Source organism: Gordonia oryzae (genome assembly GCF_003797185.1).
GTDB lineage: Bacteria > Actinomycetota > Actinomycetes > Mycobacteriales > Mycobacteriaceae > Gordonia > Gordonia oryzae.
Genome location: NZ_RKMH01000008.1, coordinates 81,781 through 105,267 on the forward strand (window position 1 = coordinate 81,781; position 23,487 = coordinate 105,267).

The window sequence follows — 23,487 nt, forward strand, 5'->3', positions numbered from 1 at the left end:
GCTTTGCGACGGTGTACCAGTTCTCAGTTCAGGCGGGTGTAGTCAAGAATGCGTCCTCCGGTGTAGCCGAGTCGGAGGTGGTTGGGTCGGGGGTACTCCACGCTGTATATCAGCGGGGTGGCCGTGCTTTCGGTCAGTTCGAGCGCAACAATCGTCGGAGGGTTCTCGATGTCTGGGGCGTGGTAGTAGATCCACCGCCACCGGTAGGTGCTGGTCATGCTGGGACCGCTTGCTTCGGTTTCGATGGTGGTTCCATCGGCCCGGAAGGTGCGTTGGTCTGACGGATCGTCGGTGGAGACCCAGGAACCGAGTAGCTGGGTGGCGTCAGCGGGTGCAGGTGCGGACGGGTAGGTGACTGCTGGCGTGGGTGCCGGCGATAGCGTCATCGACCTTGTGGGGATCGGTGAGGCCGTGGCGGGCAGCGCGTGGTTGGTGGTGCAGCCCGCGAGGGTGATGGCCGCGGTGACGGCAAGAGGAGCTGCTGCGAGTCGAGGTCGCCGAGTGCGTTCAGGCAACGAGTGCTCCGCACATTATCTGCCGGGTCCACAACGCGTACCCACTCGACAATTGCCGCGGATCACTGCCGGTGATCCACTCCACCGCCTGCGTCTGCCGCTCGGTCAGTATCGCCAGCCGCCCTGGTTGCAGGTGTGGCGCCCAAGGCCGAGTGGCCGCCGTCGCCGGCGGCCACACCGATGTGCACATGGTGTTGACATGCCACCTCCGACACCCGCGACCCCGCACGCGGATCGACTCCACCTGGCCTAATGCCCTGTACTGCAACATCTCTCGCGTCTTGCGGTCAAGTGCGTATCCCTTGCATTCGCGTATAAACCATTGTCCCACAACGCAAAACGGAACAGGTTGACACTTACGCGTGTCTTAGCAGAGCGGGTAGGAGACACCGGTGAGCTTCTCCGACTCAGCCCACAGTCCGTCACGGATCGCCCGGTTGTTGGCGCGGCCGCTGAAGGCCGACACCCCAGGCTCTCCACGCATACCGAAGAGGCGGCTCGGCCCGTAGAAGGTGCCGTTGACGACGTCCGGTGCGGTCGCGGCGTACAGCGTGGGCAGCGCGCCGTCGGCGGCCGACTGCGCGAACAGGTTGCCGACCTTCATCGCCGAATCCATGAGCGACTCGGTGTGGCCCTGTAGTTCGGTGGCCGCGTAGCCAGGGTGGGCGATCAGCGAGAGCCGACCGTCGCCGTCCGCGGCGTCGAAGCGGTCGGCGAGGTCCATGCCGAACATCAGGTTGGCCATCTTCGAGTCGCCATAGGCCCGCCAGCGCCGATAGCGGCGGTTGCGCCAGTCGAGATCGGCGAGGTCGATGCGGCCGAGTTGGTGCAACCCCGACGACAACGTCACGACGCGGTCACTGATCTTGGGCAGGAGCAGGCCGGTGAGCGCGAAGTGGCCCAGGTGGTTGGTGCCCATCTGCATCTCGAAGCCGTCGGCAGTGCGCCGCAACGGCAGTGCCATCACGCCGGCGTTGTTGATGAGGACGTCGGCGCTGCCGATCCCGTCGGCGAAGGCCCGGACCGACGCGAGATCGGCGAGGTCGAGCGCGGCCACCCGCACCCGGTCGCCGAGGCCGCGGGCTACGTCGTCGGCCTTGGCGATGTTGCGGCAGGCCATGATGACCTCCGCACCGGCATCGACCAGCGCCTTGGTGGTCTCGGCACCGAGTCCGGAGTTGGCCCCGGTCACGATGAAAGTCCGGCCCGTTTGGTCCGGGATGTCGTGCGTCGACCAACCACTCATGAAATGCCCCTTCATCGCTGCGGTGTGCTCCCTCCCACCCTGCCACGACATCGCCGCGAGGCGTAGACGAGCGCGGTGTGTCTCCCGCGCGTTGCCGCTACCGCACGCGCATCAGCCCTGCCGACCCCAGCCATTTCACCGGACGCAACAGTCCAGAGATCACATCACCCACCGTGGTGGCGCTGTCGGGAACGAGGTCGGTCGGGCGGTAGACGTCGGTGGCCTCGGTGCGTCCGCGCACGACGCGTTTACCCAGCATCGTCCAGTGGTGCGCCTCGGCCTCTCCGGCGCCGGCGATGGCCGCCCCGCTCCCGAGCACCGGCACCCGACTGGTCTTGGCCATCTCCGACAGGCGTGCGCATTCGTTGACCGGGTCGCCGATCACCGTGTACTCGTATCGCCGTTCGGCACCGATGTTCCCGGCGAAGGCGGTGCCGAACGAGACACCGATCCCCCAGCGGACGTCGAGGGCCTCGCTCAGACCGCGCGCAAGGTCCCGGGCCGCGGCCAGGGCCGCGCCGGCGGGATCATCGATCGCCACCGGCGCCCCGAACACTGCGAGCGCGGCATCGCCCTCGAATTTGTTCACGAATCCCTCGTGGTCGTCGACGACCTGCGCCACGATCTCGAAGAATTCGTTGAGCAGCGCCGCGGTGTCCTGGGGGCGGCGTTCCTGCGCGATGGTGGTGGAGCCGACGATGTCGACGAGCAGCACCCCAACCTCGGCGTTGGTGCCATGAAGTCCCATCCCCCTCTCGATTGCGAGTTCGGCGACGGTGTCACCGACGTGGCGGGCGAACAGCTCTCGCATGCGTTCGCGCTCGTCGAGGCCGGTGACCATCTCGTTGAAACCCTGCTGCAGCACTCCGAGTTCCGAGGAGTCGTACACGTCGACGTGGGCGTCGAGGTCGCCGGCATGGACCTTCTCCACCGCATCGCGCAATTCGGTGAGCGGATCGATCAGGGACTGACCGACGAGGACGATGATGCGGGCACCGGCAGCGATTCCGACGAGAGCGAGAACCACACTCGCCCAGTCGATATCGGCAGCAACGGGCGGAAGCATGTGTAGTCTGCGCCCGACGTTGAGGATGATCAGACCGACCATCGGCACGGCCGAACTGACCGCCCACACCGCGAACATCCGGCCCCGCACTCCGTGCACGACCCGCGAGGTCGGGTCGGAGGCCAGCGCCACCATCATCAGTGGCCGCGAGGCGCGTTCGGCGAACAGATACGTTAGACACGCGCTCGACATGCCAGCCAGCGTGAAGGCCACCGTCACGCCGAACACCGTTTCGACGGTAAGGGTTTGGGCGGACACTGCTATGTAGCTGAGTACCGACGCCGCCCACGCTATCGACGTGCTGAGCACCTGGAAGGCCGGAATTCGTTGCACCGCAACACGGCGCACATGATCAGCGGGGTCGCCGCAGATGAACCAGCGGAACTGCGGGCGCAGCGTGAGAAACCCGAGGACCAGATTGACGACGATGCACACCACAATGGCGGTGACGATGCCAGGAAAGTTGGGCGCACGCAGGGTCTCGTCGACCGTCAGCAGTCCCCCGTTATACGACAGTTGCACCAGGAGAAAGGTCTCGAAACCGATGAGCGCGTTGCTGCCTACGATGGCGGTCGAGGAAATGGCGAGGGCGCGTGTCGCCAACCGCCGACGTCCAGCGGTACCGAGTCGCACCCATTCGTTTACCCCCGGCTCACCGACAGCACCCCACACGAGGAGGGCGTAACGCCGCCGCGCCCGGCTCCATCGGGTCGCGGCGCTTCGGCGTGGGGGCCGACCTTGCGCCGATGACCCCACCCCGGAACTCGGTGATGAGGTCATGGGCCTTCCCTGAAGTCGATGTCACCTCAGAGATTACCCAATGGCGTGGGTCACATCGGTGTGGTCGGCGCATCGGCGGTCCATGCCGGCGGGCTCTGCGGACGGGGGTGTTGAGCCGCCGCCACTCACGCTGTTGGGTCCCAGAGGCCGACTGCGTCTCCGGTGCGCAGGTGCTCCCGGTACACGTCGGCCTTCCAATCGATGATGTCGCGGGCATCCCGCAGGGCGCGGATCTGCCGGTCGATCCGGCGTCGCTGTCCCTCGAGAATCTCCAGCCGTTCGGCTTCGTTGCCCGAACCTTCGCGCACGAGCGCGGCGAAGCGCCGGAGATCTGCCAGGGGCATGCCGGACTCACGCAGGCGGGTGCAGATGCGTAGCCAGTCGATGTCGACCTCGCGGTAGCGGCGCCGTCCACCGGCTGTTCGCTCGATCGGACCGATGAGCAGATCCTCGCGCTCGTAGAACCGCAGTGCGTGGACGCTCATATCCACCGCGTCGGCAACCTCGCCGATCGAATACGACGCCTCCGCATCGTCGACCATCGCGCCTCCAGCCCTTGACCTAGAGAGAACTCTAGCTTCTAGGTTCGGGTCATGAGCATCGTCCACCAGTACCCTCTCTCGACCGGATTCGATTCTGCGAGCACCACATCGGAGGTGATGAACGGCATCGATCTGCACGGACGAACCGCACTCGTCACCGGCGGCTACTCCGGACTCGGCTTGGAGACCACCAACGCACTGGTCGCTGCGGGCGCCCGCGTCATCGTCCCGGCACGACGGGGTCGTATCGCACGCTCGACGCTCGGCCACCTCTCACGGGTCACAGTCCTCGACGACGTCGACCTCGGAGATCCGCACCGGGTTTCCCAAGCGGCAGATCACCTTCTCGCCGAGCTGGACTCGATCGACCTCGTCGTCGCCTCTGCGGGCGTGATGGCGACCCGGCGCCGGCCGGTCGGACCTGGGTGGGATTTTCAGTTGGCGGTCAACCACTTCGGACACTTCATGATGCTGACCCGCCTCTACCCGCTACTCGCCGGGCGTGGTGCACGAGTGGTCGTCTACTCCTCGGCAGGTCACCACCTGTCCGACATCCGATGGCACGACCTACATCTGCGCACCGGCTACGACAAGTGGATCTCGTACGGCCAAGCCAAAACAGCCAACGCACTTTTCGCTGTTGCTCTCGACGAGATCGGCCGCGGTGAGGGCGTCCGCGCCTTTGCGGTGCACCCGGGCAAGATCATCACCGGTTTGCAGCGCGAGTTGACCTCTGCCGAGCAAACGACACTGGGCTGGATCGACGCGTCCGGCAACGTCGTGGGCCACGGCTTCAAGACACCCTCCCAGGGAGCCGCCACCGGATTGTGGGCGGCTACCTCCGCCGCGCTCGACGATCGCGGCGGACTGTATCTCGAGGATTGCACGGTTGCTTCACCTGCCGAAGCCGACGGCGAGATGGACGACGGAGGGGTCCAGCCCTATGCCGTTGATCCCGTTGCTGCCGAGCGGTTGTGGACACTGACCGCGGCGATCACCGCATGCGATGTCAACCCACTCCGGAGACAAAAAAACCGCCCGTGACCAGGCGGTTTGCGGTGCCCCCAGTAGGGCTCGAACCTACGACCTGCGGATTAAAAGTCCGTAGCTCTACCAACTGAGCTATAGGGGCGTTACCCTCGGCACTGAGGGCGGAAGCGAGTTTACCTCGCGTCGAACAGGTCGCGGACAGGCGGTGTCCGCTTCGCGTGTCGGACCGAAGAAAACACCGTTGACGTGGCGATTTGTGTTTTCCGCGCACGGTGTCCTAATCTGAGTCGGCTCCCAACGGAGCCCTCCCGAACGGAAACCGGCCCCCTTCGTCTAGCGGCCTAGGACGCCGCCCTTTCAAGGCGGTAGCGCGGGTTCGAATCCCGTAGGGGGTACGCTGTTCGCCTCGGTGAACAGATAACTGAACAAGGCCCTGTGGCGCAGTTGGTTAGCGCGCCGCCCTGTCACGGCGGAGGTCGCGGGTTCGAGTCCCGTCAGGGTCGCCAAAGGTCTCGGTGTACGTACCGAACCTTCCGGCCAGGTAGCTCAGTTGGTACGAGCGTCCGCCTGAAAAGCGGAAGGTCGCCGGTTCGATCCCGGCCCTGGCCACTTCAAAAGACCGCATTCTCATAGGTGGTCTTCTTGTTTCTGACGCATATCTCTGATGTACCTGGGATTCGGTCTATACGGGATCCTCGTATTGGCCCAACTGCCCTCTCCAGCCCGTGGGCCGGGCGGTGCAGGTGGCACACAAACACCCGGGTCAGGGCAGCCGAACCGCATCCGAAACGCACTAACGCACTCTCCGACGTCGGCACCACCTACCGCGCCGCCCTCGACAAAGTGCGCGCCGAGATGCGCCTACCACCCGACCACCACAGGCCGATACCGATCTCGCCGAGCACGACGACCGGACTCGATGCTGCCCACCAACCGAATCCAACGCACCCGAGCACCGATCGGACACGGACACTACGACCTCATCCGCAACGACCCTCATCATCATCGAAATTCTCACCCCGACGCCGACCCGGACTCCCCGATCGAAACCCGACTCGCGCACCTGCTCAGCAGTCACCGGCTCTACACCCGGGGCGTGCTTCCGTCCGGGATCGGAAACCAGCAGCGGTGCAACAGGTCGCGAGGGCCGAAGCGCCCACCAGATCAGCGAAAGCGCTCGCGTAACTCCGGGTTGTTCTCCCACCACAGCCTCGACGGTTGGTCGACTTCCGTTTTCGCTGCTGTCGATCGGGTCGACTCGCGTTCGTCCGCGTCGAGTTCGGCGTCGACGATCTCCGCCCGCCGACCCTCGTCGGTACGGAATCGGTCGAACAGCACGAGGAGGAACGGCAGGCCGATGACGTCGCCGAGCACCCAGAACACACCGGCCCCGATGGTTTGATCGGTCCGCAGCGATGGCCCCCACGTGCGATGTAGCGCTTCGTAATACGAGGCTGCGAGAAGTCCGCCTTGCCACATCACCACGCCCAGGATGCCGTCGCCGAGCGTCTCACCGAGGGTGACGAGCAACGACAGTGATTGCGGATAGCGCCGTGGCACCGGGTCGACCTGCAGCCGCGCGTAGAAGTATCCGAAGCCGCAGAACACGAGCAACAGTCGGGTCACGGTGTCGAGGGCGTCGGATCGCAACAGCGCCGGATACCAGCCGGTGAGATAGATCAGCCACGGCGTCACGATGACGCCGGCCGAGGTCACCGCCGGTGACGCGATCACCCGCGCCGCCCGCATTCGGAGGCAGCGATCAATCACTCTGCGTGCCGCGGGCCAAGATTCGCGGGCGAGGGTCACCGGCATCCCGAGCGCAAGGCAGAACGGCACCACCATCAGCACCAGCACAATCTGTAGTGCTCGCACCCAGAACAGGGTGTCGGAGTACACGCCGACGAACCCGCACGCGCTGATCAGCCACCCCGCCACGCCGAACAGAAACGGAACCGCCCGCCGCCGTGGCAACGTCGATCTGCGCATGGCCACCACATACGCCACCGTGATCAAGACGACGACAACAGATGTGGGCACATCGACTCGCCACGACGACACCACCGTCTGCAGGGTCAAGGGAGCGAGGTCATCGGCCACAACCGGCGAGTATGCACCCGCGACGAATCGTTAATCGACTCGTAAAGGCCCAACGGACACCGCGGTGACATAGGGTCAGCGAGGACCAGCAGACACTGCGGCTCCAGAGCCGCATCGACGATCCACGCACGTACTGGAAGCTCACGCCGACGGACCACACGTCGTACACGCTGGGACGATTACACCCGTGCACGCGACGGCATGTTCCGCTTCACCGACACCGACTGGGGCGCCCTGGTACGTCGCAAACACCGACGACAAGAAACGCGGGCGCCGCACCGTCATCCGCCACGTCCCCGACCAAGTTCGCTACACCCCGCTCGACCGCTCCGACGTGGAACTCCCCAAGCGGAAGGCGACCGGTCACGAGGGACCTGACCTGCCGCTTCGGCGCATCCCCACGCTGTCTTGACCTCTCGCCACGATGCCACTTGTCGGCACCGATCCCCGCACGTGGTCAACTGAGAAGGTGACGTGGGTCGAGCGTGAGGTCCTGAACAACCGGCTGTCGGCCTTCGACCGGCGAGCCGCCGCGACACCGGGCACAGCCGCGGCCGTGGCAATCGTCGTCGTCGACCGCGACAGCAGCAACGCGAACGACGCCGACACCAGCGAGCGCGAGCAGGGTATCTGGCTCCTGCGCCGACCGATGAGTATGCGCCACCACGCCGCCCAGTTCGCGCTACCCGGCGGCCGACTCGATCCCGGCGAGGATCAGACCACCGCAGCGCTGCGTGAGTTACATGAGGAGATGGGGGTGGCGTTGTCCCCCGATGACGTCGTCGGCATGCTCGATGACTATCCGACCAGGTCCGGGTACGTGATCACACCCGTGGTGTGCTGGGCGCCGCACGCTCCCGAACCGTCACCAAACCCCGACGAGGTCTCGGTGTGGTACTTCATCCCGCTCGACGACCTCCTCGTCACACCTCGGTTCATCACCATTCCGGAGTCGACGCGACCGGTCATCCAGATGCCGATTCCGGGGCTGCACCGCGATCCCGATGACCACTCAGCGAGTGGACGGACGGCGCTGGTGCACGCGCCGACCGCCGCGGTGCTCCATCAGTTCGCCGAGGTCGCGCTGCGCGGCCGTGATACCCGTGTCGACGAGTACGAGCAGCCGGTTTTCGCCTGGTCATAGCGGCGCCCGAAAAAACTTCGGCGCCCGGGAATGAAATCGGACCGCGGTCCGGTTATGCTCGGTAATGGGCCGGAACGACCCAGCGACCTCACCGGTCATCGATACATCAGTCATCGACACCCGGGCACCCCGGAAGAAGGAGTATCCCATGAGCACCACCGTCACCGCGCCGATCGCCGCAGGCACCTGGACCATCGATCCCGTCCACTCGACCGTCGGCTTCTCCGTCAAGCACCTCATGGTGAGCAAGGTCCGCGGCAAGTTCGACACCTTCAGCGGCACGATCACCGTCGCCGAGGACGGAACGCCGTCGGTGCAGGCCGAGATCGACGTCACCTCGATCACCACCGGCAACGAACAGCGCGACGGACACATCAAGTCTGGCGACTTCTTCGACGCCGAGACCTACCCGAAGGCCACCTTCACCTCGACCGCAGTGCGCCCCGATGGCGACGACTACGTGCTCACCGGCGACTTCACCCTGCGCGGCGTGACCAAGCCCGTCGATCTCAAGCTCGAGTTCAACGGCGTCAACCCGGGTATGGGCAACGGCCCGGTGGCCGGCTTCGAGGCCACCACCGTGCTGAACCGCAAGGACTTCGGGATCGATATCGAGATGCCGCTCCAGGGCGGCGGCGTCGTCGTCGGCGACAAGGTCACCATCACCCTCGAGATCGAGGCCGGCCAGGGCGCCTGACCCCCTTCTCAGATCGATCACGCCGACCCGATCGATCGACGGGGCAGCCTAGACCGGGACCGATACCGCAAACCCCGTGTGCGGTATCGGTCCCGTTGTCGTACTGCCGGATACGTGATGCGCCGGGTGACGTGATCTCGCCGCACGTGATGGGCGGGCGTCAGCGCTCGCGGTAGCGCCCCGACGAACCCAGTTCTCGGGCATAGAAATTCAGACCGGGCCGGTTGCACAGCATGCCGAGGGCAACCAGCGCGAACAGAACTACGACGAGTGCGATCATGATCAGCCTCCACAGGGCAAGGACGGACCGTCTACAGCTCTTGACGGATTTCGGTGTACACATGTTCTCCCAATCCGGCACAGAACGAAAGACCTGTGACGACGAGATCACGTATCCGATTGGGGCGTGGCCCTGTTCACACCGGTATCACGCGCACCGGCACAGCACATCTGTGCAATGAGGGACTCGCAACCGAACCCTGCATGTGAGAAGCCGCGGCGTCAGGACCCGACGATGCGCGGGGAGTACTGGTTCCCCGCACGGACCACCGCGTCGACGGCGTCGAGGAACCCCGGCACGAACCTGCCCGCCCCGAGCACACAGCACGCGTGCCCGCCGTCGACGTCGAAACGTCGGGCTCCCGGGATACCGTCGACGAGCAGCTGCTGGCGTTCGGGTTCGACGACCTTGTCCCGGACCGAGACCACCACCGACGTCGGCACGTCGATCTCGGCAAGCCACTCACGAGAATCGAAGCGCCCCAAACCTTCCCCGAAGTCACCGGTGTGCGACAACGGAGTCGAGAGGAACTGACGCATACCCCACAGGGCGGTGTGCGCGGTGGGCTTGTCCAACGTCGCGTCCGACGGCCGAGGGACGATTCGGTAGACGGGCTTGAGCAGTCGGCCAGTCTTGTTGGCCCGCTCCCGCAGATGCGGATCACGGGTGCTGAAGTACGGCCCGGTCGAGCACAGGACCAACCCCGAGACCCGATCGTGATGGCGTCGCCACACGAGTTGCGAGATGCCACCACCCATCGAGAAGCCAGCGGTCACGAACCGAGAGATCCCGAGGACGTCAGCGAGCGCGGCGACGTCGTCAGCGCAGTCGAGCAAGTCGAAGGCACCCGATCGGATGCCGCGGCCATGCCAGCGGTGATCGAGGGTGACGACCCGATAGCGCTGAGTGAGTTCAGGGATCACCGGATACCAGCACAGCAGCCCGGTGGTCATCACCGAATGCTGCAGGATGATCACCGGCGCGTCGGCCGGGCCGGAGTCGGTGACGAAAGTGCTACCGCGCCCGGGCAATTCCACCATGGCCCCGCTCGGCAGATTACGCACCGGCAGATAGGACGGGCCGGGAAGCGACAGACCTCGGGAGATCCGATCCAGTACTGCAGCACACACCGCTACGACGGTACGCCAGATTCCTCCGCTTCGGTTGTGTGTCGTCGGCCGCAACCAGGCACCCGCCACACTCTCAGCACAGGGTGCACAGGGACTTCTGAGGGACGCGCGTCCGTCAATGGTCAGGGCCAGCAGATCCGACACCCGCTGATGGCCGTATTCGGTCCAGCGGTCGGCCGACCCGACGCCCGCCGCACCGACTCACAGTGCGATCCTGGTTTCATGATGGGGATTGCCCGACCGAAGATCGAGGGCTCGGTGGCGGTAGAAGCGGGGCGCCGCCGGATCGGGTTCGCCGAGTTCGGGTCGGCGACCGGCCGCGCCGTCATCTGGTTACACGGCACGCCCGGCGCACGACGCCAGATTCCGACCGAGGCCCGCGCCTACGCCGCCGAGCACGACATCCGGCTCATCGGGCTCGACCGCCCCGGCATCGGCAGTTCCACCGCCCACCGGTATGGATGTGTGGCGGAGTTCTCCGACGACCTCGAGCCGGTTCTGGAGGCTCTGGGCATCGACCGGTGCGCGGTGATCGGCATGTCCGGCGGCGGGCCGTACGCATTGGCGACCGCACACGCGCTGCCCGATCGCGTCATGGTGGCCGGGATCGTCGGCGGAGTCGCACCCACCGTGGGCGCAGACGCCATCGGCGGCGGTGCGATGGCCCTGGGTTCGCTGCTGGCCCCGGCCGTCCGGGTCGCCGGTGCACCCCTGGGCAAGGTCCTCAGTTCGGCGCTCGGCGTGGCCGCGCCCATCGCGAATCCGGCGATCCGCCTCTACGGCCGGTTTTCGCCGCGCGCCGACCGAGAGTTGCTCGCCCGCCCCGAGTTCCGGGCGATGTTCCTCGATGACCTGTTGCACGGCGGCAGCCGTCGCATGGAGGCACCGTTCGCCGACGTTGTCGTCTTCGCCCAGGATTGGGGATTCCGCGTCGGTGACGTCACCACGCCGGTGCGCTGGTGGCATGGCGACCACGACCACATCATCCCGTATTCCCATGGCATACACATGGTCTCGCTGCTGCCCGACGCCAAGCTCTTCGAGTTGCCCGGCGAAAGCCACCTCAGCGCACTGGGGATGTCGAGGCAGATCCTCGCCGAGTTGCTCTCGGTGTGGGACGACGCCGAACGCACCCCGATGATGCCCGCCGGCCCACTGATCGAGCCCTGACCCGCCGGCTCATCCGGTGGTCGACTCGCCCAACTCCGCGAGGATCGCCTTGGTGTGCTCGCCGAGCGCGGGCACCGGGCCCATCCGCATCTCGACGTCGTCGAAGGTGAAGGGCGGCAACAATGCCCGGATCGGGCCGATCTCGGTGTCGACCGTTCGCCACCGCTGACGTGCCGAGAGCTGTGGATGTTCCACAACGCCGGCGACGTCGCGGATCTGTGCGGCGGGAATCCCGGCTGCTGCAAGGCGTTGGTCGAGTTCGGCGGTGTCGAAGGTCGCGGTCAGAGCCGCAACGAGGTCGTCGACTTCGGCACGGCGAGCGACTCTTGCGATGTTGGTGGCGTAACGCGGGTCGTCGCCGAGTTCCGGTCGGCCCAACACCCGTGCGAGTGCGCGCCACCCGCGGTCGTTCTGGACGCCGATGAGGATCTCGCCCTCACGCGTCGGATACGCGTCGTAGGGGACGATGGCCGCGTGTCCGACGCCGCAACGCGGAATCTGCCGCCCCGCGTGCAGCGCGACATACATCGGATGGCCCATCCATTCGACGGTCGCATCGAACATCGACACCTCGATCGTGGCGCCCGCACCGGTGATGCCACGACGCACCAGCGCCGACAGAATCGAGGTGAGTGCGTACATCCCCGCGGCGATATCGGAGGTGGGGACCCCGGTCTTGGCGGGGTGCTCGGCGGTGCCGGTGACCGAGATCATCCCCGCCTCGGCCTGCACGAGCATGTCGTAGGCCTTGCGGTCACTCATCGGCCCGGCGGAGCCGTAGCCGCTCATGTTCACCACGATCAGGTCGCGGTGCTCAGAACGCAGGCGCTGCGCGTCGAATCCCAGCCGAGCGGCGGCCCCGGGGGCGAGGTTCTGCAGGAACACATCGGCGCGGTCGATGAGCGCGCGCACCTGCGCTGCGCCCCGCTCGTGCTTGAGGTCGACCGCGAAGGACTCCTTGCCTCGGTTGAGCCACACGAAATGCGAGGCGAGCCCCTCGACCTCGGCGTCGTAGTGTCGGGCAAAATCGCCCTCACCGACCCGCTCGATCTTGATCACCCGAGCCCCGAGGTCGGCGAGGTGCCGCGTGGCCAAAGGCGCGGCGACGGCCTGCTCGAGGGCCACCACGGTCAGGCCGACCAGGGGAAGCGAGTCGTTCGGCAGGTCGGTCTCGGGCTTGTCGGGGTCGGCGGGGGTCTGCGCAAAGGCCACGTCGGCCACCTTTGCCCGCCGCAGTCACCGTGTCAATGCCGCGAGCGAATCTGGGACACATAGGGTTTACCTCACGATGCGTGAGCCGAGCGGTGTTTGCCCGGCCGCGTCCCGCGTGATCGTATGGACCGATGAACACTCGATCGGCGCGCCCGCCGACCACCGGTTCGGGCGCCCCAGGCGCGGTCGAATCGATGGCTGTTCAATCGGGTGCCGTCACCACCGACGAGGTCATCACGAGCACCGGCGTAGTGGTCACCGGCCACGGGCAGCGTCAGGCGTGGGCCGACAAGGTGTTACCGGCGGTCGAAGAGGTTCGGCCCGGCGTGTTCTCGATCCCGGTGCCGATGCCCGGCAATCCGTTGCGATACGTCCTGGTGTACGCACTGGTCACCGCCACCGGCGGCCTCGCCCTGATCGACACCGGCTGGAACACCGACGACTCGTGGGACACGTTGGTCGCCGGCATCCATGCCACCGGCCATGACCTGTCCGACATCACCGACGTGTTCATCACCCATCTACACCCCGACCATTTCGGTCTCGTCCCCCGGGTTCTCGAGCACGCCGACCCCCGATTGGGCATGCATCGCAACGACGCCCGGTTTCTGTATCACCGCGACGAGGCGCAACTCGCGCGGGAGCTCGCCGACGCCCAGGTCGATCTGCGTGAGCTCGGTGCCCCGACCGACGTGATCGACGCCGGAATCCGTGAGATCGTGCGGCTACCACAGGGCCGCACGATGGACGTTGAACTCGTCGGCGATGCGCCCCTGGATATCCCGGGATGGAATCTGCGCGCGATCTGGACGCCAGGACACACGGCGGGACACCTGTGCTTCGCCGACGATGACGCCGGGATCATCTTCACCGGTGATCACTTGCTGCCGCGGATCAGTCCGAACGTGTCCACCAACTCCTTCCAGAACCCCAGTCCGCTCGCCGATTACCTGACCTCGCTGGCCAACACCGAGCATCTCGGGGACCTCGAGGCGCTGCCGTCGCACGAATACCGGTTCCGCGGTCTCGCCGGCCGCGTCACCCATCTGCTCTCCCACCACGAAGAACGACTCACCGAGATCACCGAGGCCATCACCGAGGTGCCCGGGTCGACCGCGTGGGAGGTCACCCGATCGGTCACCTGGTCCCGGCCGTTCGAGCAGCTTTCTCTGCCGCTGAGCCGAATGGCCCTGCGCGAGACCAATGCCCACCTTTTGGTTCTGGAAGAACGCGGGATCCTCGCCCGATCGGGCACCGAACCCGTGCACTGGTTTGTCACCACCCCCACCGATCGAGAGGACACCGGCACATGAGCCCGGTCACCACCGAATTCGCCGACGGCGTCGCCGTCATCACCATCGACCGCCCCGAGGCCCGTAACGCGGTCAACGGCCAGGTCGCTGCCCTCATCGCGGCGGCGATCGATGAGTTCGAGACCCGCGACGACATCACCGTCGGCATCCTCACCGGCGCCGGCGGGACTTTCTGCGCCGGAATGGATCTCAAGGCGTTCACCCGCGGCGAGGTACCGAGTGTGCCCGGTCGCGGATTCGGCGGGGTCACCGAGAAGCCGCCGAGCAAGCCGCTGATCGCCGCGGTCGAGGGCTGGGCGCTGGCCGGCGGCTGCGAACTGGCCCTGTCAGCCGATCTGATCGTCGCTGCCGAGGACGCGAAATTCGGTTTGCCCGAGGTGAAACGGGGTCTCGCCGCTGCGGCCGGCGGACTGCTGCGTCTGCCCAAGATCCTCCCCTACCAGCTCGCGATGGAGATCGCGCTGACCGGCGACCCCATCACCGCGCAGCGTGCCCACGAGTTCGGTCTCGTCAACGTCCTCACCCCGACCGGCGGCGCGCTCGACGGTGCGCGGGAACTCGGCGCCCGGATCGCCGCGAACGGACCGCTCGCCGTCCGCGCCACCAAACAGGTTGTGGGCATGGCAATTCGCTACACCGACCCCGATCTCATCACTGCCCAACGCGAGGTGCTCAACCCGATCTTCGCCTCCGACGACGCCCAAGAAGGTGCTCGCGCGTTCGCCGAGAAGCGGGCGCCCCTCTGGACCGGCCGCTGACCCTCGGCACGAGCCGAGCACCGTCGGCGATGTCCCGACGCAGCCTGTTCGCCGCTACCGCGGTCGCAGCGGGGAGTCGGGCTGGGTATATCGGACATGGTGCCGGCGGCCCGATTCGCGGCCACTCGATGCCGAAACGAAAGGTGGTGATTGCCAAGGCCACGGCGAGGTGCGGATTGGCCCGGTAGCGGTGCCGGTAGTCGAGCCGCAGCACAGCCGATTCAGTGCGGCGGCGCTGGCCCACTGCGACGAGTTCATCGCCGCAATCCGATCGTTGGGCCCTCAGCCCGATGATCACCGTGGTGCACTACGCGCATCCGGGGCGGGTGGGCGATCAGGGAGGTGTCCTGTTCCTCTGCCCCGCACACTCGGCGACCTCCAACGGTATGCGCGCATGATCACCCGCTCGCGACGCCGAGCGGTCTTCGATGTGGATCAGCATCGGTCATAGATGAGGCGAATCCGCAAGCGCGCGTTGCGGTCAACGAGGACATCCCGCCCGCGGTCAGACTGGTCACCAGGCGTGCCTTCAGCGAAGGACTGCACAATCCGGACCTCACGCACCATTCGACGAGCGCAGTGAACGCCTACCGTGCGCTGACTGCGGCGCGGGGCCCGCGGCCAACGACCAACCGGTGATGACCCCGGCGGTCGGCTCGTTCGCCCGCATCGCCCACTCCTCGACCATGCTCTCCCGCGTCGACGGGCCGCGGGCACGCCTCTGCACGCCGCGGCTAGGCTGTGGCAGTGGACCTGCATCTCGCCACCTACTTCGTCGCGGTCATCGACCACGGCGGGATCACCAAGGCGGCGCATGCCCTCTACATCTCCCAGCCCTCGCTCTCCCAGGCCATCCGCACGCTCGAACGCCGTCTCGGTGTCACCCTGTTCGACCGCAGTGGTCGACGACTCGCACTCACCGACGCAGGCCGGCGCGTCGAGGTCGCCGCACGCCGCATCCTCGCCGACGTCGAACGCGCGAAACTGAAGGTGGCCGCCGTCCGCGAACTGCGCTCGGGACGCGTCGACATCGTCACCGATGCCGCCTTCGCCATCGACCCGCTGGTCACGATGGTGCGGGCGTTCCGGGAGCGGCACGACGCCGTGGTCGTGCGCGTCCACGCCGCAGACGGCCCGTCCGGGGTGCTGGCCGCGTTGCGGCGCGGTGACGCCGAAATCGGGGTGATCGATTCCGGTGCCGACCACGCGTCTCTCGTATCGATCCCCCTCGGTGCACAGGAACTCGTGCTGGCCGCGTCACCGGGACTCCTCGGCGCCGGTGTGGTCACCGAGTCGGGCACGGTGCCGCGAGCGGCGGTGCGCGATCTACCGCTGCTGGTCAACCTGTCCGATCAGGCGACCGCGACCCTGCTTGCCGACGTCATCGCCGACGACGCCCGCAACGTGGTCGTCGACTGTGCCCATTCGTCGGCCATCTGGGATCTCGTCGACCGCGGCGTCGGCGTGACAGTGGTTCCGCGTCCGGTCGCCGCCGAGCAGCTCAGCGGCGCCGAGGTCGTCGGCGTGGCGCCCCCACTGCTGCGCGACTACGGACTGGTACTGCGGTCGGGGCAGCCGTCGCCGGCAGCCGTCGCCTTCGTCGCGGTGGCGCGCCGGATCAGCGGGGCGCCCGCGCCACCGGCCGACGTCGTGCCCGACGTTGCCACCATTGCCCACGACGGAGCGTGGTGAGTTCGATGGAACTGCGCCAACTCGAGTACTTCCTCGCCGTCGTCGAACACGGCGGCATCGGCGGCGCCTCGGCCGCGCTGGGGGTCGCCCAACCGACTGTGTCCCAGGCACTTCGGGCGTTGGAACGAGAAGTCGGGGTGCAGTTGTTCCACCGAATCGGACGCGGCATGGTGCCGAGTGCGGCGGGACGGACACTCGTCGGATCGACCCGGCAGATCATGCGTGATGTCGCTGCCGTCGACGACGCGCTCTCCGCGGCCGGTGACGAACCGACCGGTCGCGTGGAGATTCTCGCCTCCCCGTTCATCGACGGCGGCGCGGTGATCGACCTCGTCGCCGGCTTCCGAGCCCGGCATCCGGGGGTCACCGTGCGCCTCGGCGACCTGCGGGTCGAGACACAAGCGTCGGCGATGATCGAAGAGGGTCGCTGCGAGTTCGTCATCACCCACTTGCCCACGGTCGGTGACGATCTCGACATGATCGTGCTCGGTGAACAGGAATTCTGGCTGGTCTGCCCACCCGGGACCGAGGTACCCGACGGTCCGATCCCGATCGCCGATCTCCCCCGCATTCCAATGATCTTCGTTCCGCGGGGCGGGTCGGTCGCCGAAGAGATCGAGAGCGCGATCCGCGAATCCGGTGTCCGACTGCCGATCGCCGTGCTCTCCGACCACCGGGAGCAGCGACTTCCCATGGTGCTGGCCGGGATCGGGGCCACCCTGCTCGAACGTCGCATCGCCGAATCGGTGGCCGATCGCGCGGTGGTGCGGCCGGTGTCACCGCGGTTCGCACGGACTTTCGCGATGATCTTCGATCCGGGCGGCCTCTCGGTCGCCGGCCAGGCGTTCGCCGACGTCGCGCGGTCGATGGCCGCGCAGCGAGCGGTCCAGGAGTGAGGTGCACGAGACGCGCACTGCTCAGTCGTCGAGGTCGACTGCGGCTTGCGCCTTCTCGGACTTGATCGCATGTCGCCGGGCCAGCAGGAACGCCGCGGCGCCGCCCACGATACCGCCAACCACGGCCCCCGCGATCGTCGTGGCCTCACCGTCGGGTCCGAGCCCGAGGATCACCGCGAGTGCCATCGACAGCGAGCAGGCCCCGGTGTACAGGCTGGTGACGATGATGCGGCGCCGGGATCCGCGGGCGTAGACCAGCGTCTGGGGATCGACGCTGCGCGCCTTGCAGAATCGCTGCCATTCCATCGCGGGCGCGATCAACGCGACCCACCACAGGACGGTCACCCAGGCGGGTACGAACCACGCCGCGACGGCACCGAGCGCCCACAGCAGCAGCGTCGAGAGGGTGTAGATGTAGGCGTAGCCCTCCAGCAGTACCGCGCGCTCACGTTCATCGCCCCACGAAGCATCGTCGGGGCCGAGCAACAGATCGGGGAATGTGGTTCGTCCGGAACTCATCTCAGCTCTCCTCGGGCAACGGGAACAGTTCTTCGACGCCGGCACCCAGCGCCCGCGCGACCCGGATGGCCAGATAGACCGACGGTGCGTAGTCGCCGCGCTCGAGCGACACGATCGTCTGCCTGCTCACCCCGACCGCCTTCGCCAGATCGGCCTGCCGTAGGGCCGCCCGGGTCCGCGCGGCCCGGATCGGCGATGAGGCAGCGGCCGGGTCGGGCATGCCACGAGTAAAGCCGCCTTGACATCAGATGTCAAGGCGGCTTGTCACGAGCATCGATTATCCGCTGACCCGTTCGAACACTGCGGCCAGCCCCTGGCCGCCGCCGATGCACATCGTCTCCAGGCCGTAGCGTGCCTCGCGCCGGTGCAGTTCCCGCGCCAGCGATGCCAGCATCCGCCCGCCGGTCGCGCCGACCGGATGCCCCAGCGAGATTCCCGATCCGTGGACGTTGGTGCGCGCGAAATCGGGACTATCGGTGGAGAATCGGCCGAAACCCCACTCCCGGGTGACGGCGAGCGCCTGCGCGGCGAAGGCCTCGTTGAGTTCGATGACGTCGATGTCGGCGAGCGTCAATCCCGCCTTGTCGAGCGCCTTGGCGGTGGCCGGCACCGGGCCGATGCCCATGGTCGCCGGCGGCACACCGGCCAGACCCCAGGACACCAGGCGCACCAACGGCGTCAGACCGTGCTGCGCGGCGACCTCGGCGGTGGTCACCAGACACATCGAGGCCGCGTCGTTCTGTCCGCTGGCGTTGCCGGCGGTCACCGTGGCGTCGGGGTCGGTGGCGCCCATGATGGGTCGCAGTCCGGCGAGCGACTCGCGCGAGACATCGGCGCGCGGATGCTCGTCGGTGTCGATCACCCTCTCGGACTTACGATCTCGCACGGTGACCGGGATGATCTCTTCACCGAGGATGCCGTCCTTCTGAGCACGAACCGCGCGCATGTGTGATTCGACGGCGAGATCGTCCTGCTCCTCGCGGGAGATCCCGTACTCCTTGCGGAGGTTCTCGGCGGTTTCGATCATGCCGCCGGGTACCGGCCAGTTCTTGCCGCCGGCGGTGGAGCGGGCCCGAACCAGGCTGTCGTGCATGGTGATTCCCGTGCGCGCACCGCCCCAACGCATGTCCACCGAGTAGTAGGACGCGTTACTCATCGACTCCGTACCGCCTGCGACGACGAGATCGTTGTCGCCGCAACCCACCTGGTACGCAGCCTGGATAACCGCCTGCAACCCTGACCCGCAGCGTCTGTCGATGTGCATGCCGGGCACGGTGGTCGGCAGTCCGGCGTCGAGTGCGACGACACGGCCGATCGCCGGTGCCTCACTGTTACCGTTGCAGTGACCGAGGATCACATCGTCGACGGCGTCGTCGGAGATTGCGGTCCGCTCGAGGAGTCCGCGCAGAGCGGCCACCCCGAGGTCGACGGCGGTCAGCGATCCGAACATGCCCCCGTAGCGCCCGATCGGGGTGCGTACGGGCTCGCAGATGACGACATCACGCATGAAGTCGGCCCTTTCCGGGGTACTCGGCGGCGGCGAGTTGGGCGCGCAACACCACTTTCTGGATCTTGCCGGCGGCGGAGGTGGGGAGCTCGTCGACGACGATCACCTCGCGGATCTTCTTATAGGGCACGACCTGTTCGGCAACGAAGCCGGTTACCGCGTCGGCGTCGACGCGGTGACCGGGCCGGGCAACGACGAAGGCCACCGGCTCCTGCCCGACCGGCCCGGCCTCCCGGGCCACCACCGCGGCACCAGCGATGTCGGGGTGGGTCACCAGGATCTCCTCGAGTTCGCGCGGATACACGTTGTAGCCCTTGTAGATCAGCATGTCCTTGACACGGTCGCAGATGTAGAGGTAGCCATCATGATCGACGTAGGCGATATCACCGGTGTCAAGCCATCCGTCGACGTACTGCTCTGCGGTGATCTCGGGGTGGTGCAGATACCCGGCGGTCACCTGCGGACCGCGCACCCACAGTCCGCCGCGTTCGCCAGCGGCGAGTTCGGTGGTGCGATCGACGAGCGAACGGATCGACACCTCGGTGTCGAAGGTTGGTAATCCGACACTGCCGAAGCGGTAATCACCGATGCCGTCGTCGGTGGCCACCAGCGGCGCCGACGAGACCAGACAGGTCGCCTCGGTCAGCCCGTAGCCCTCCACGACCGCACCCGACGGAAAGGCAGCGGCGAGTCGCTCGAGCGTGACGTGATCGATCGGTGCGGCCCCCGACGACACCACCCGTACCGAGGACAGATCGCGTGTGGCAACGTCGGGATGTGCGGCCAGTGCGTGCCACATGGTCGGACTGCCGGTGATGTAGGTGGCGCGGTGTCGTTCGATGAGATCGAGCATCCGAGCCGGATCGAACCGGCCGGCCAGCACATGGGTGGCGCCGCACATCAGCAGAAAGGACATGTTGATCAGGGCGTGAGCATGATAGAGCGGGGACACCACGATGGTGGCGGCCTGCCCGGGCACGACGCCGCGTCCGGCGGCATCGCGCGGGATGAGGCGAAACGATCCGTCCCCGTTCTGGGTCACCGCATGTCCGGCGCGCCAGGCGATCATCTGGGTGACGTTGGCGATGACGTTGCGGTGCAACACCTGCACGCCCTTGGAGACGCCGGTGGTGCCGCCGGTGAAGGCCAAGTGCGCCACATCCGCACCGTTGATCTCGACCCGTGGTGCGGGGCCTGCATCGGCGACCAGCTCGGCCAGGGTGATCAGACCCGAGGGGGCAGTGGCGGTGTCGTTTCCGGCGTCGTCGCCGACGAGGATCGCGGCCCGCAGATCGAGTCCCTCGACCGCCGACGCAAGTATCTGCGACTGCGGCGCCTCGGTGACGACCGCGACGGCGCCGATCTCCGCGAGTTGGGACCGCAGCCCGGCAACCGGCTGCGCCGGGTTGATCAATGCCACTGTCGCTCCGGCGCGCAACGCCCCGTAGTAGGCCAGCACGAAGTCGGCGCTGTTGGTCAGGTGCAGCGCAACGACGTCGCCTTGCATCACCCCGATCGCGGCGAGCCCGGCGGCCACCGCGGCAGTGCGCACGTCGAGATCGTCAAAGGTGAGCACCCGCTCACCGTCGATGACGGCGACGCGAGAGGGATACAGCCGGGCCATTCCGGCCGGCAGTGCGTCGAGAGTAATTGCCGGATAGTTCAATTCGGTCATCGCGGCGCCATCCGGATGGCGCCGTCGAGGCGGACCGTCTCACCGTTGAGATACGGGTTCTCCACGATCGACACCGCCAACCGGCCGAATTCGTCGGGCTTACCGAGCCGCGAAGGATTCGGAATACTCGCCGCGAGCGACTCGCGGACGTCGTCACGCAGCCGCGCCAGCAACGGCGTGTCCATGGTGCCGGGAGCGATGGTGTTGACGCGGATGTGTTTACTCGCCAGATCTCGGGCGGCCACCAGAGTCATCCCAACGATGCCCGCCTTGGAGGCGCTGTAATTGATCTGGCCGATCTGGCCCTCGAAGGCGGCCACCGACGCGGTCATCACAATCACGCCCCGCTCACCGTCGATCTCGGGCAGTCGGGCCATCCGCTCGGCACCCAGCGACAAGGCGTGGAAGGAGCCGATGAGGTTGAGCCTGATGACGAATTCGAAGTCGTCGGCCGACCCGGCGCGTCCCTGTGCGTCGAGGATGCGCATCCGGCGCCCCGCACCGGCACAGTGCACTAGTGCGCGCAGGCCGCCGCGGTGGTCGGCCACGTCGAGCGCGGCGGCGAACTGCTCTCGGTCGGTGATGTCGGCGGGCGCGAACCTCGCTGCGGCACCGAGCTGTTCGGCCACCTCGGCACCGTCGGAGGTCGGCAAGTCGATGAGGGTCACCTGCCCGCCCGCATCGACGATGCGCCGAGCGGTGGCCAGGCCGAGGCCGGAGGCTCCGCCGGTGATCGCGGTGGAGAGGTCTGTGAGTTCCATGCATCTGCTCCTGAGGTGGTCAGCCGATGAGTTCGAAGATGGTGGCGTTGGCCATGCCACCCGCCTCGCACATCGTCTGCAGTCCGTAACGAATAGTGTTGTCGCGCATGTGATGTGCCAACCGAGTAGCGAGGATGGCACCGGAGCCGCCGAGCGGGTGCCCGACCGCGATGGCACCGCCGAGCGGATTGAGCGCCTTCTCCGCCGCACCCGTCTCGATCTGCCACGCCAGCGGCACCGGCGCGAACGCCTCGTTTACCTCGAACGCCCCGATCTCGTTGATCGAGAGACCGGACCGGGCAAGGGCTTTGGCGGTAGCCGGGATGGGTCCGGTGAGCATCACGACGGGATCATCGCCGGCCACCACAGTGGTGTGGACGCGTACCAGCGGGGTCCAGCCGTGTGCGGCGGCCGTCTCCGACGAGCACACCAGCAGCGCGCCTGCACCGTCGGAGATCTGAGAGGCGTTGCCGGCGTGAATGACCCCGTTCTCGTCGAACACGGTCGCGAGCTTGGCCAGTGACTCCAATGATCCACCGCGCCGGATGCCCTCGTCGCCCTCGAGGACGCCGGGCACCGGGGCGAGCTGACTATCAAAGGCCCCGGCATCGCTGGCCGCAGCCGCGAGTTCATGGGAGCGCAGCGAGTACTCGTCGAGTCGGGTGCGACTCAGATCCCAACGCCGGGCCACTATCTCGGCGCCGACGCCCTGACTGAACCGGTCGACGCCGTAGCGGTCGAGCACGGTCGCGGGCTGATGCTCGCCGTTGGGGGCCGCGCTGCCCATCGGCACGCGGCTCATCGACTCGACCCCACCGGCGACCACGATGTCGAGCTGACCGCTGATGACCGCGGCGGCGGCCATCGCCAGCGACTGCTGGCTCGATCCGCAGGCCCGCGTGATCGTGGTCCCCGGAACGCTTTCCGGCCAGCCGGCGGCCAGGATCGCGGTGCGCGCGATATTGCCGGCCTGTTCTGCGTGCTGGCTGACGCACCCCCACATGACGTCGTCGATGTCGGCGGGATCGATGCCGGTGCGCTCCACGAGTGCCTCGAGGACGTGGGCGGACAAGTCGGCCGGATGGATACCCGACAACGCCCCACCCCGGCGTCCGATCGGGGTGCGGACCGCATCGACGATCACCGCGTCTGTCATCAGAGTTCCTTTCTCGAAACCACTACCAACTAATCGACCTCTACCTACGAATCGACCCCTACCAACGAATCGACCATGACGGGCGCTCGATCACAAGGTGATTCACGCTCATGGGGTCATAGCCGCGACCTATGTCGCGCTCTGCACACCGTCATCACCGCGAAGACCGCGACCACGGTGGACGCGGCATCGACCCGGCCTGCACGCGGCTGGAGCCGAGCCCGACCGCCGCGCCACCGACGAATCGGCCGCCGGTACGGGGCCACGAAGGCCATTCTGGGCTCCTGTTCGGGTCGGAGATCAAGGTGGCGCCAAGGGTGTCTCAGATCGCATCCGGC

The 23,487-nt window shown here is 67.0% G+C and carries 21 protein-coding genes, 4 tRNA genes and 2 pseudogenes; 13 read left to right on the forward strand and 14 right to left on the reverse strand.

Annotation, left to right across the window (positions count from 1 at the left end; genetic code table 11):
- Positions 1–23 precede the first annotated feature (23 nt).
- The 4 genes from EF294_RS11635 to EF294_RS11650 form a co-directional block, all read right to left on the reverse strand.
- Positions 24–515 (reverse strand): hypothetical protein, encoded by a 492-nt coding sequence (locus EF294_RS11635; protein ID WP_123929842.1) that lies wholly within the window; start codon positions 513–515, stop codon positions 24–26.
- Positions 516–882: 367 nt separating this feature from the next.
- Positions 883–1,761 carry an oxidoreductase gene (locus tag EF294_RS11640; protein WP_123929846.1) on the reverse strand — a complete coding sequence of 293 codons (879 nt, stop codon included), beginning with the start codon at positions 1,759–1,761 and terminating at the stop codon, positions 883–885.
- 97 nt (positions 1,762–1,858) lie between these two features.
- Entirely contained in the window at positions 1,859–3,499 is a 1,641-nt protein-coding gene (locus EF294_RS11645; RefSeq protein ID WP_123930340.1) for an adenylate/guanylate cyclase domain-containing protein, read from the reverse strand.
- A gap of 233 nt (positions 3,500–3,732) precedes the next feature.
- The gene (locus tag EF294_RS11650) at positions 3,733–4,149 is read right to left on the reverse strand and encodes a MerR family transcriptional regulator (protein WP_123929849.1); all 417 of its coding nucleotides are present in this window, start codon (positions 4,147–4,149) and stop codon (positions 3,733–3,735) included.
- A gap of 51 nt (positions 4,150–4,200) precedes the next feature.
- On the opposite strand from EF294_RS11650, the gene EF294_RS11655 reads away from it, so the two are divergent.
- On the forward strand, positions 4,201–5,193 hold the full coding sequence (locus tag EF294_RS11655) for an oxidoreductase (RefSeq protein ID WP_123929852.1): 993 nt from the start codon (positions 4,201–4,203) through the stop codon (positions 5,191–5,193).
- Between the two features lie 15 nt (positions 5,194–5,208).
- Here the strand turns inward: EF294_RS11655 and EF294_RS11660 are convergent.
- Positions 5,209–5,281 (reverse strand) — tRNA-Lys (locus EF294_RS11660).
- Positions 5,282–5,461: 180 nt separating this feature from the next.
- Here EF294_RS11660 and EF294_RS11665 point away from each other — a divergent pair.
- The 4 genes and pseudogenes from EF294_RS11665 to EF294_RS22075 all read left to right on the forward strand — a co-directional run.
- Positions 5,462–5,534 (forward strand) — tRNA-Glu (locus EF294_RS11665).
- Positions 5,535–5,568: 34 nt separating this feature from the next.
- A tRNA-Asp gene (locus EF294_RS11670) sits at positions 5,569–5,645 on the forward strand.
- A 29-nt stretch (positions 5,646–5,674) separates the two neighbouring features.
- Positions 5,675–5,748 (forward strand) — tRNA-Phe (locus tag EF294_RS11675).
- A gap of 114 nt (positions 5,749–5,862) precedes the next feature.
- Positions 5,863–6,223 (forward strand): annotated as a pseudogene (locus EF294_RS22075) (HNH endonuclease); the annotation flags it as partial.
- An 80-nt stretch (positions 6,224–6,303) separates the two neighbouring features.
- On the opposite strand, the gene EF294_RS11685 reads toward EF294_RS22075, so the two are convergent.
- On the reverse strand, positions 6,304–7,239 hold the full coding sequence (locus EF294_RS11685) for a cytochrome c oxidase assembly protein (protein WP_123929855.1): 936 nt from the start codon (positions 7,237–7,239) through the stop codon (positions 6,304–6,306).
- A 74-nt stretch (positions 7,240–7,313) separates the two neighbouring features.
- Between EF294_RS11685 and EF294_RS22080 the strand changes: the two are divergent.
- The 3 genes and pseudogenes from EF294_RS22080 to EF294_RS11700 form a co-directional block, all read left to right on the forward strand.
- A pseudogene (locus EF294_RS22080) lies at positions 7,314–7,651 on the forward strand (polyphosphate kinase 2 family protein); the annotation flags it as partial.
- Between the two features lie 57 nt (positions 7,652–7,708).
- Positions 7,709–8,383: an NUDIX hydrolase gene (locus EF294_RS11695; protein ID WP_123929858.1), complete on the forward strand. Its 675-nt coding sequence runs from the start codon at positions 7,709–7,711 to the stop codon at positions 8,381–8,383.
- Positions 8,384–8,531: 148 nt separating this feature from the next.
- Positions 8,532–9,080, forward strand: a complete 549-nt coding sequence (locus tag EF294_RS11700; protein ID WP_123929860.1) for a YceI family protein — start codon at positions 8,532–8,534, stop codon at positions 9,078–9,080.
- A 501-nt stretch (positions 9,081–9,581) separates the two neighbouring features.
- Here EF294_RS11700 and EF294_RS11705 read toward each other — a convergent pair.
- A complete protein-coding gene (locus EF294_RS11705) occupies positions 9,582–10,400 on the reverse strand; it encodes an alpha/beta fold hydrolase (protein ID WP_425459425.1) in 819 nt (272 codons plus the stop codon).
- Positions 10,401–10,712: 312 nt separating this feature from the next.
- Here EF294_RS11705 and EF294_RS11710 point away from each other — a divergent pair, with 312 nt between their 5' ends.
- Entirely contained in the window at positions 10,713–11,660 is a 948-nt protein-coding gene (locus EF294_RS11710; protein WP_123929866.1) for an alpha/beta fold hydrolase, read from the forward strand.
- 9 nt (positions 11,661–11,669) lie between these two features.
- Here EF294_RS11710 and EF294_RS11715 read toward each other — a convergent pair whose 3' ends face one another.
- Positions 11,670–12,824 carry a CaiB/BaiF CoA transferase family protein gene (locus EF294_RS11715; protein ID WP_425459426.1) on the reverse strand — a complete coding sequence of 385 codons (1,155 nt, stop codon included), beginning with the start codon at positions 12,822–12,824 and terminating at the stop codon, positions 11,670–11,672.
- A gap of 242 nt (positions 12,825–13,066) precedes the next feature.
- On the opposite strand from EF294_RS11715, the gene EF294_RS11720 reads away from it, so the two are divergent.
- The 4 genes from EF294_RS11720 to EF294_RS11740 all read left to right on the forward strand — a co-directional run bounded on the left by EF294_RS11720 (position 13,067) and on the right by EF294_RS11740 (position 17,531).
- Positions 13,067–14,185 (forward strand): MBL fold metallo-hydrolase, encoded by a 1,119-nt coding sequence (locus EF294_RS11720; protein ID WP_246007813.1) that lies wholly within the window; start codon positions 13,067–13,069, stop codon positions 14,183–14,185.
- A complete protein-coding gene (locus EF294_RS11725) occupies positions 14,182–14,943 on the forward strand; it encodes a crotonase/enoyl-CoA hydratase family protein (protein WP_123929875.1) in 762 nt (253 codons plus the stop codon). Before EF294_RS11720 ends, EF294_RS11725 begins: the two co-directional genes overlap by 4 nt.
- 747 nt (positions 14,944–15,690) lie before the next feature.
- Entirely contained in the window at positions 15,691–16,635 is a 945-nt protein-coding gene (locus tag EF294_RS11735; protein ID WP_123929877.1) for a LysR family transcriptional regulator, read from the forward strand.
- 5 nt (positions 16,636–16,640) lie between these two features.
- Positions 16,641–17,531 carry a LysR family transcriptional regulator gene (locus tag EF294_RS11740; protein WP_123930343.1) on the forward strand — a complete coding sequence of 297 codons (891 nt, stop codon included), beginning with the start codon at positions 16,641–16,643 and terminating at the stop codon, positions 17,529–17,531.
- A gap of 21 nt (positions 17,532–17,552) precedes the next feature.
- Here the strand turns inward: EF294_RS11740 and EF294_RS11745 are convergent, their stop codons facing one another.
- From EF294_RS11745 to EF294_RS11770, 6 genes are read right to left on the reverse strand one after another with little or no spacing between them, the layout of a single operon-like run.
- Positions 17,553–18,050, reverse strand: coding sequence for a hypothetical protein (locus EF294_RS11745; RefSeq protein WP_123929880.1), 498 nt, complete (start codon positions 18,048–18,050; stop codon positions 17,553–17,555).
- Between the two features lies 1 nt (position 18,051).
- Positions 18,052–18,270, reverse strand: coding sequence for a helix-turn-helix transcriptional regulator (locus tag EF294_RS11750; protein ID WP_123929883.1), 219 nt, complete (start codon positions 18,268–18,270; stop codon positions 18,052–18,054).
- A 57-nt stretch (positions 18,271–18,327) separates the two neighbouring features.
- Entirely contained in the window at positions 18,328–19,557 is a 1,230-nt protein-coding gene (locus tag EF294_RS11755) for an acetyl-CoA C-acetyltransferase (RefSeq protein WP_123929887.1), read from the reverse strand.
- Entirely contained in the window at positions 19,550–21,232 is a 1,683-nt protein-coding gene (locus EF294_RS11760) for a class I adenylate-forming enzyme family protein (protein WP_123929890.1), read from the reverse strand. Before EF294_RS11760 ends, EF294_RS11755 begins: the two co-directional genes overlap by 8 nt.
- Entirely contained in the window at positions 21,229–21,993 is a 765-nt protein-coding gene (locus tag EF294_RS11765) for an SDR family NAD(P)-dependent oxidoreductase (RefSeq protein WP_123929893.1), read from the reverse strand. The genes EF294_RS11760 and EF294_RS11765 overlap by 4 nt, the downstream gene beginning before the upstream one ends.
- Positions 21,994–22,012: 19 nt before the next feature.
- Positions 22,013–23,149, reverse strand: coding sequence for a thiolase family protein (locus EF294_RS11770; RefSeq protein ID WP_123929896.1), 1,137 nt, complete (start codon positions 23,147–23,149; stop codon positions 22,013–22,015).
- Positions 23,150–23,487 lie beyond the last annotated feature (338 nt).